The sequence below is a fragment of the uncultured Pseudacidovorax sp. genome (assembly GCF_913773995.1).
Classification (GTDB): domain Bacteria; phylum Pseudomonadota; class Gammaproteobacteria; order Burkholderiales; family Burkholderiaceae_C; genus Xenophilus.
Genome location: NZ_CAJYES010000067.1, coordinates 1 through 6,736 on the forward strand (window position 1 = coordinate 1; position 6,736 = coordinate 6,736).

Genomic DNA, 6,736 nt, shown 5'->3' on the forward strand with positions numbered 1-6,736 from the left:
TGACGTCCGCCAGCGTGATGTAGGCGGAGGAGTCGGTGTCGTAGAGCCTGCGGTTCGGGTACTTCTTGATCACCCGTTCAGACGACTTGGACGCCGCCTTCTTGCCCTGCACTGGAGATTCCTTCAAACCACACACCTCGCATTCCACGAGCAAACCATTCTAGGGAGACCCTCGGGACCCCACCGCAAGGTTTACCCTGCCTGGCTCTGTCCGTCAGGCGTTGGGGTATTCCGCACCGCAACTGCCACAACGTGCCAGTTCGTGACCTTCGTCGGTGCGATGGAAGGACAGCAGTGTCCGAGTACTCGCGAACACCCAGCAGCGGGGGCAATGCTCGCGCCCTTCGATCGGCAGGTACGAGCGAGCCCGCTGCTGCACGCGATCCCGGGTAACGAGCACACCCATGCCTTCCGCACGCGCAACATCCTGCGCCGCCATCGTGCCCACCCGTCCACTTGCCCGGTCATTGATCCCGTAAACCGCGCGAGCGAACTCCAGCGGCGCGTGATGCAGAAGCATGGCAGTCCGGCGGCGAGTCGCCGTCTCATCAGGCAGGACAGGGGGCGAACTCATCGAAATTTCCGGATGCAAAAGTGCTGGTCATGTTCGAGGCAAGGTATCACACGGCGCAACAAATTGCATCAGTCGTCGGGTGTGAATATGCAGTGCCGCACACCCAGAGAGCCGGAGATGGTGAGCACGCCCGCGTGCGCAAATTCAAGGCGGCTTGACGGAGCGTCGCCGACGGAAGTGTTGGACTGGACAAGCGCAGGTCTTGCCGACCCAAAAAATACCGTGCTATACTCTACCCTCTCGAACAAACACAGGCGCGTAGCTCAGCTGGTTAGAGCACCACCTTGACATGGTGGGGGTCGTTGGTTCGAGTCCAATCGCGCCTACCAAACGCAGTGTGTCAACCAGGCACACATCAAAAATAGCCCCGCAAGGGGCTATTTTTTTTGCCCATCCGTCGGCGGGTGTCAGCGAAACCGGCGCTTGCCTCCATCCACCACGCGAACCGCTCGTCGAGCCTCGGGCGACAGGCGTCCTCAGCGGCGACGGGCGGAGCGCACGCCAGACACAGAGGCCACGATACCGAGTACGTGGGTAAGCCGCGCTGCATCAGCGATCTCGATGGTGAACGTCATCCACGCAGTGCCACGGACCGATTGCGTCTGCACGCCGATCACATTCATCTTCTCGCGCGCGAAGACATCCGAGATGTCGCGAAGCAATCCCTGGCGATCGGCCGCCTCCACCGCCACGTCCACGGCGTACACCATCTCGCTGCCGGCCCGCGGTGCGCCCCACTCGACATCGATCACGCGGCCGGCATCCTTCGCGGCCATCGTTCGGAAGTTGCTGCAATCGGCGCGGTGCACGCTCACGCCGTGACCCCGCGTCACGAAGCCCCGGATCGCGTCCGGCGGCGCCGGACGGCAGCACTTGGCCAACTGCGTCATCAACGACGACACGCCCACAACCAGCACACCGCCCTTGCCAGAACCATCGGTCGCGCGTGGCTTGCGGATCAGCGGTGCCTCGTCGGCCGCCGGCTGCGCCTCCTGCGGGCGAAGAAGGTTCTCGATGTTGCGCAAGGAAAACTCGTCCTTGCCCACGACCTCGAACAGATGGTCGGCACTGCGAAAGCCCAACTGGGTGGCGAGATCCTCAAGCCGCAATGCGGTCTTGCCCTCGCGCTGCAGCAGCCGTTCGACCGATTCCCGGCCCCGGGCGATGGTCTCGTGTGTGGCCTGGGCGTTGAACCAGGCACGCACCTTGGCACGCGCGCGGTGGCTGGCCAGGTAGCCCAGTTCGACGTTGAGCCAGTCGCGAGACGGGCCGCCCTCTTTTGTGGCGATCACTTCAACGGTCTGGCCGTTCTGCAGGGGCGTGTTCAGCGGCACCATGGCGCCATCCACGCGCGCCCCGCGGCATCGATGACCCAGTTGCGTGTGCACGGTGTAGGCGAAGTCCACAGGCGTGGAGCCCTGCGGCAGTTCCACGATGGCCGCATCCGGGGTCAGCACATAGATGCGGTCATCGAAGAGGCCGCTGGCCTGATCACCGCTGGAGAGGTCGCGCTCCCAGGCCAGCAGTTGCCGCAGCACGGCGATCTTGGCGTCGTACTCGCCGCCGGCCCAGACACCCGCGTAGCCCTTGGCCCCCGCCTCCTTGTAGGCCCAGTGCGCCGCCACGCCGTGCTCCGCATGCTCGTGCATCTGGGCGGTACGGATCTGGATCTCGATGGGCTTGTCGGGGCGGCCGCCGGCCACGTCACGCACCACGGTGTGCAGCGACTGATAGCCGTTGGGCTTCGGGCGGGCGATGTAGTCGTCGAACTCCTCCACGATCGGCTGGAAGTGGGAGTGGACCCAAGCCAGCACCGCATAGCAGTCCTTCACGTCCCCGACGATCACGCGCAAGGCCAGGATGTCGAACACCTGGCCGAAGTCGAGCGACTTGCCTCGCATCTTCTTGACGATGCTGTAGATGTTCTTGGGACGCCCTTGCACCTTGGCCTCGATGCCCTGGCTGGCAAGGTCACGTTCCAGGCGGGCGCGCAACTGCTCGACGTAGACCTCGCGCTCCGCCCGCTTCTCGTCGAGCAGTTGGGCGATCAGCTTGTAGGTGTCCGGCTCAAGAAAGCGGAAGGACAGGTCCTCGATCTCCCATTTGACCTGCCAGATGCCCAGCCGATTGGCCAGCGGCGCGAACACCTGCAGTGACTCCCGGGCCATGCTTTCCGCAACCGGCAGCCTAGCAGCCGCCGCATGCCGCAGGGTCTGCAAGCGCGATGCCAATCGCAGCATCACCACGCGCAGATCCCGCGAGAAGGCGAGCAGCATCTTGCGCACCGTTTCGGTCTGCGCACCACTGCCGTCGGCCATCTGAACGACGCCACGCGTCTGCTTCTGGACCTGCACCAGCTTGGTGGTTTCCAGTGCCAGAGAGGCGTAGTTGTCGCCGAAGACCTTGGCGATGACCTCGTGCGGCCGATTCAGGTGCTGACAGGCGTAGACCAGGTAGCTGGCCGCCTGCATGGCCTCCGAGCCGCCCATCGAGGCCACGATGGCTGCAACGGCATCGGCATGGGCCAGCGTGTTCTCGCCCGTGTCGAGCGTTTCACCCTCGATCAGAGGCGCGGCAAACGCTCGTGCGCGGGCCAGCATGTCCTCCACGCCTGGCGCCACCTGGGCAGTGGCGGCGGACAGGGCATGTTCAACAACGGCTGGCTCGGACACTGACAACTCTCACTCGCAAATTCTGGATTGGCACTCAACGCTCGAACAGAAAAGACGCCACGACGGAAGACTGCGCCGGATCGACCAGCGTGGGCGCATGCCCGACTCCGGCAAACTCGACGAGCGAGGCCTTCGGCCCGCGCTGCGTCATGGCCTGCGCCGTCTCCTGCGACAACAGATCGGACTGCGCACCGCGCAGCACCAAGGTGGATGCTTTCACTGCATCGTAGGCCGCCCACACCACCGCCTCGCCCTGCGCAGCCTGCTCGCGCGTCAGCGCCCGAAGGCCCACGGACAGCGCCGGGTCGTAGTGCAGCCGGTAGGGTGCGCCGGCAACCAGAGCCTGCGCTGCGCCGGCAAGACGCCGCTGCCCGTCGGCACTTCGCTCGCTGGCAGGGACCAACATCGGCACCGTCAGGGCCCGCCACTGCTGAGGCGTGTGCGGGCCGAAGCCGGTGGAAATGCCAAGGAGCATCTCCGCCGCCTCTTCGACGGTGGCGTAGACACCGCCCTGCCCCACGTAGCCCGAGATGCGGGCGATGGCATCGAATTCAACTGCAGGACCCACATCGTTGAGCACAAGGCGTCGTACCGGTGCGGGCGACAAGGCTGGCTGAGCGGCCAGAAAGATGCCGATCAGCCCGCCCATGCTGGTACCCACATGGTCCAAGCGTGCGATCGGTGCGCGTCCATGCAACTGCGCGAGCAACGCCAGCATGTCGGCGACGTACTGGGGAAACTGGTATTGCGCCGGCTCCGCGAGCCAGTCGCTTCGTCCTCGACCCACGACGTCCGGGCAGATCACCCGCACTGGCTCTGATGCTGTCTGCAACAACACGCGAGCGAGCGCATCGAAATCCCGCCCTTGGCGCGTGAGCCCATGCACGCACAGCACCACATGCGCCGCCTGCGGCTCGCCCCATTGCCAGTAAGCCATGCGATGGCCCCCGGCCCCATCGGCGCAGTCCACGAAGTCAAGGATGGGCTCTGTCATGCAAACGTCTCCGTGGCGCTGGGGATAATGCTTGCGTCCATCCTAATTGATCGTGGAGAACGGCCCTCATGCTTCAAGGCAAAACAGCACTCGTCACAGGCTCGACCAGCGGCATCGGACTTGGCATCGCGAAGTCGCTGGCGCAGCAGGGCGCCAACCTCGTGCTAAATGGCTTCGGTGACGCGGACGGCGCGCTGGCGGAGATCCGCGCGTTGGGCGCGAAGGCCGAGTACCACGGGGCGGACATGAGCAAGTCCGACCAGATCGAGGACATGATGGCCTTCGCGGCCGGCAAGTTCGGCCGCGTGGACGTGCTTGTCAACAACGCCGGCATCCAGCATGTGGCGAAGGTCGAGGATTTCCCGGTCGAGAAGTGGGACGCGATCATCGCGATCAACCTGAGCAGCGCCTTCCACACCACCAGGCTGGCCATTCCTGCCATGCGCGAAGCCAACTGGGGACGCGTGATCAACATCGCTTCGGCGCATGGTCTCGTCGCCTCGGCACAGAAGTCGGCCTATGTGGCCGCCAAGCACGGCGTTGTGGGTCTGACCAAGGCCATCGCCCTGGAGACTGCCACGACGGGGGTGACCTGCAACGCCATCTGCCCCGGATGGGTGCTGACCCCGCTGGTGCAGAAGCAGATCGACGATCGAGCCGCGCGCGAGGGCATTACGGTCGATCAGGCCAACAAGGACCTGCTCCGCGAGAAGCAGCCGTCCCTGCAGTTCACGACCGTGGAGCAGTTGGGCGGGCTGGCCGTCTTCCTGTGCTCCCCCGCCGCCGACCAGGTGCGGGGCGTGGCGTGGGCCATGGACGGCGGGTGGACGGCGCAGTAACTTCTTCGTCGATCAGAACGTAAAGCCGGGCTGCCATGGCCCAGCAGCACACCCACAGCAAGATCTCACTTCAGCTGGACTGAGCCGGACACATTGACGGTCACGGTGGTCTTCCCGGCCTCGACCGGCACCGGCGCTGCATCCGCCTTGAACGCCATGGCCTCGGCGGCCATCATGCGTGGCCGTGGAGCGAAGTCCTGTTGCCCATTCACCGAAACCTGCCGCAGGGTGTAGCCCGAGAAGCCGAAGTTCTGCGCCAGGGTGGCCGCTTTCTGACGGAAGTTCTCGATGGCGCGGGCCTGCGCCTCCGATTCGACCTTGCGCGTCTGCTCGCGACTGAGGCTGAACCCCACATTCGCCACGGTCAGGGTATCGATTCGCCCCGCCGCCTGGGTGATTCGCGGAAAGTCGCGCCCTTCAAGAATGACTTCGGCGCTGCCTTGCCAGCCATTGATCTTGCCGTCGCGGCTGTAGCGCGGGGACAGGCTGAAATTGCCCGTGCGCACATCGAGATCACCCGGCTGGGCTTGCGCACGTGCAGCCGCGAGTGCGGCGTCTACAGCCGCCTTCAGTTGGCTTTGGACCGCTGCCGCCGAGGTGCCGTCACGCGTGGTCGACAGCGTCATGGTCAGCATGTCCTGCTGCGCCTCGACGGAGCCTGAGGCCGAAAGCTGGAGCACATTCTGGGGCGGTGACCACATCGGCCCCTCCTGCGCCAACACAGGCAGCGAGAGCGCGCCGAAAACCAGGAAGGTGGTGGGACGAAGCAAGCGACGAACGATGGTCAAACAGATCCTCTTTGGACAGTGGAAAAAACTCAAAGATGTGCGACTTCAGTGACGGGGATCACGCCAGGGAAACGGAAGATTCCAGCCGCGTCGCGGCGACGAACTGTCTGCACGGGCGCTACCAGGGTCCTGCTGGCCGCCCTCCGCCGGATGGCGGGCGTTCCACTCGCTGCGAAGCTGCTCGCGCAACTCCGCCCTTTGTTCGGGGGACAACTGGCGCACGGCGGCTTCCGCCGCGGTCTCGTCCCGGGGCATCACCTGCTCCTGGGGCGACCGCGCCTGCCGGCCCGCACCTTCGGCGGCCCAAGCGGTCGACACCATCACCGTGCCCGCGGTGATGGCGGCCACCCCGACACACAGGACCTGGGCGGAACGCAGGAAGCAGCGCGCATCAGTCATGCCGCTACTCTGCCACCGCTTGAATGCGCGAACTTTGCTGTCACGCGAGCGGGCGCAAGTTGTGTAACGTCGTGTCATCTGAGGTGCGAGCGTTGAAGAATCGGTGAACTCGACCTCCACAATCGGCTCTGTTACAAATCTGCTCCCGAGGAATGTCGTACTTATGACTCAAAACCAGACCCGTACCGACAAGATCGTGATCGTCGACGACGACGCCCGCATCCGCGACCTGCTGCGCCGCTACCTGACGCAGGAAGGTTTCGAGGTCATCGTGGCTGAAGACAGCAAGGCGCTCAATCGCATCCTGCTGCGCGACACGGTAGACCTGATCGTGCTCGACCTCATGATGCCGGGCGAGGATGGACTGTCGGTATGTCGTCGGCTGCGCGCGGCCAACGACCGTACCCCCATCATCATGCTCACCGCCAAGGGTGAGGATGTGGACCGCATCGTGGGCCTGGAGGTCGGGG

General features: G+C 64.8%; 8 protein-coding genes and 1 tRNA gene. 3 read left to right on the forward strand and 6 right to left on the reverse strand.

What is annotated here, in order from left to right:
• The coding region (locus tag QZ772_RS05810) for a polyhydroxyalkanoate synthesis regulator DNA-binding domain-containing protein (RefSeq protein ID WP_295523975.1) at window positions 1-112 on the reverse strand (112 nt) is incomplete at its 3' end.
• Window positions 113-214: 102 nt separating this feature from the next.
• Window positions 215-520: a hypothetical protein gene (locus tag QZ772_RS05815; protein WP_295523965.1), complete on the reverse strand. Its 306-nt coding sequence runs from the start codon at window positions 518-520 to the stop codon at window positions 215-217.
• A 306-nt stretch (window positions 521-826) separates the two neighbouring features.
• Here QZ772_RS05815 and QZ772_RS05820 point away from each other — a divergent pair.
• A tRNA-Val gene (locus QZ772_RS05820) sits at window positions 827-903 on the forward strand.
• Window positions 904-1,050: 147 nt separating this feature from the next.
• Here QZ772_RS05820 and QZ772_RS05825 read toward each other — a convergent pair.
• Together QZ772_RS05825 and QZ772_RS05830 are read right to left on the reverse strand one after the other, a co-directional pair.
• Complete coding sequence (locus tag QZ772_RS05825; RefSeq protein ID WP_295523977.1) at window positions 1,051-3,216, reverse strand: bifunctional (p)ppGpp synthetase/guanosine-3',5'-bis(diphosphate) 3'-pyrophosphohydrolase; 2,166 nt, start codon at window positions 3,214-3,216, stop codon at window positions 1,051-1,053.
• A gap of 64 nt (window positions 3,217-3,280) precedes the next feature.
• Entirely contained in the window at window positions 3,281-4,240 is a 960-nt protein-coding gene (locus QZ772_RS05830; RefSeq protein ID WP_295523967.1) for an alpha/beta hydrolase, read from the reverse strand.
• A 68-nt stretch (window positions 4,241-4,308) separates the two neighbouring features.
• Between QZ772_RS05830 and QZ772_RS05835 the strand changes: the two genes are divergently transcribed.
• Window positions 4,309-5,079, forward strand: a complete 771-nt coding sequence (locus tag QZ772_RS05835) for a 3-hydroxybutyrate dehydrogenase (RefSeq protein WP_295523969.1) — start codon at window positions 4,309-4,311, stop codon at window positions 5,077-5,079.
• 65 nt (window positions 5,080-5,144) lie between these two features.
• On the opposite strand, the gene QZ772_RS05840 is transcribed toward QZ772_RS05835, so the two are convergent.
• Both QZ772_RS05840 and QZ772_RS05845 read right to left on the reverse strand, forming a co-directional pair.
• Entirely contained in the window at window positions 5,145-5,780 is a 636-nt protein-coding gene (locus tag QZ772_RS05840) for an SIMPL domain-containing protein (protein WP_295523979.1), read from the reverse strand.
• A gap of 132 nt (window positions 5,781-5,912) precedes the next feature.
• Entirely contained in the window at window positions 5,913-6,266 is a 354-nt protein-coding gene (locus tag QZ772_RS05845; protein ID WP_295523971.1) for a hypothetical protein, read from the reverse strand.
• A gap of 163 nt (window positions 6,267-6,429) precedes the next feature.
• Here QZ772_RS05845 and QZ772_RS05850 point away from each other — a divergent pair.
• Window positions 6,430-6,736: response regulator (locus QZ772_RS05850; RefSeq protein WP_295523973.1), on the forward strand; the 307-nt coding region annotated here is incomplete at its 3' end.

Bases quoted from the DNA above. Each gene is read 5' to 3' on its own strand.
- QZ772_RS05815 (WP_295523965.1), bottom strand. From the start codon at position 520: ATGCTTCTGCATCACGCGCCGCTGGAGTTCGCTCGCGCGGTTTACGGG.
- QZ772_RS05835 (WP_295523969.1), top strand. From the start codon at position 4,309: ATGCTTCAAGGCAAAACAGCACTCGTCACAGGCTCGACCAGCGGCATC.
- QZ772_RS05845 (WP_295523971.1), bottom strand. From the start codon at position 6,266: ATGACTGATGCGCGCTGCTTCCTGCGTTCCGCCCAGGTCCTGTGTGTC.
- QZ772_RS05840 (WP_295523979.1), bottom strand. From the start codon at position 5,780: ATGTGGTCACCGCCCCAGAATGTGCTCCAGCTTTCGGCCTCAGGCTCC.
- QZ772_RS05830 (WP_295523967.1), bottom strand. From the start codon at position 4,240: ATGACAGAGCCCATCCTTGACTTCGTGGACTGCGCCGATGGGGCCGGG.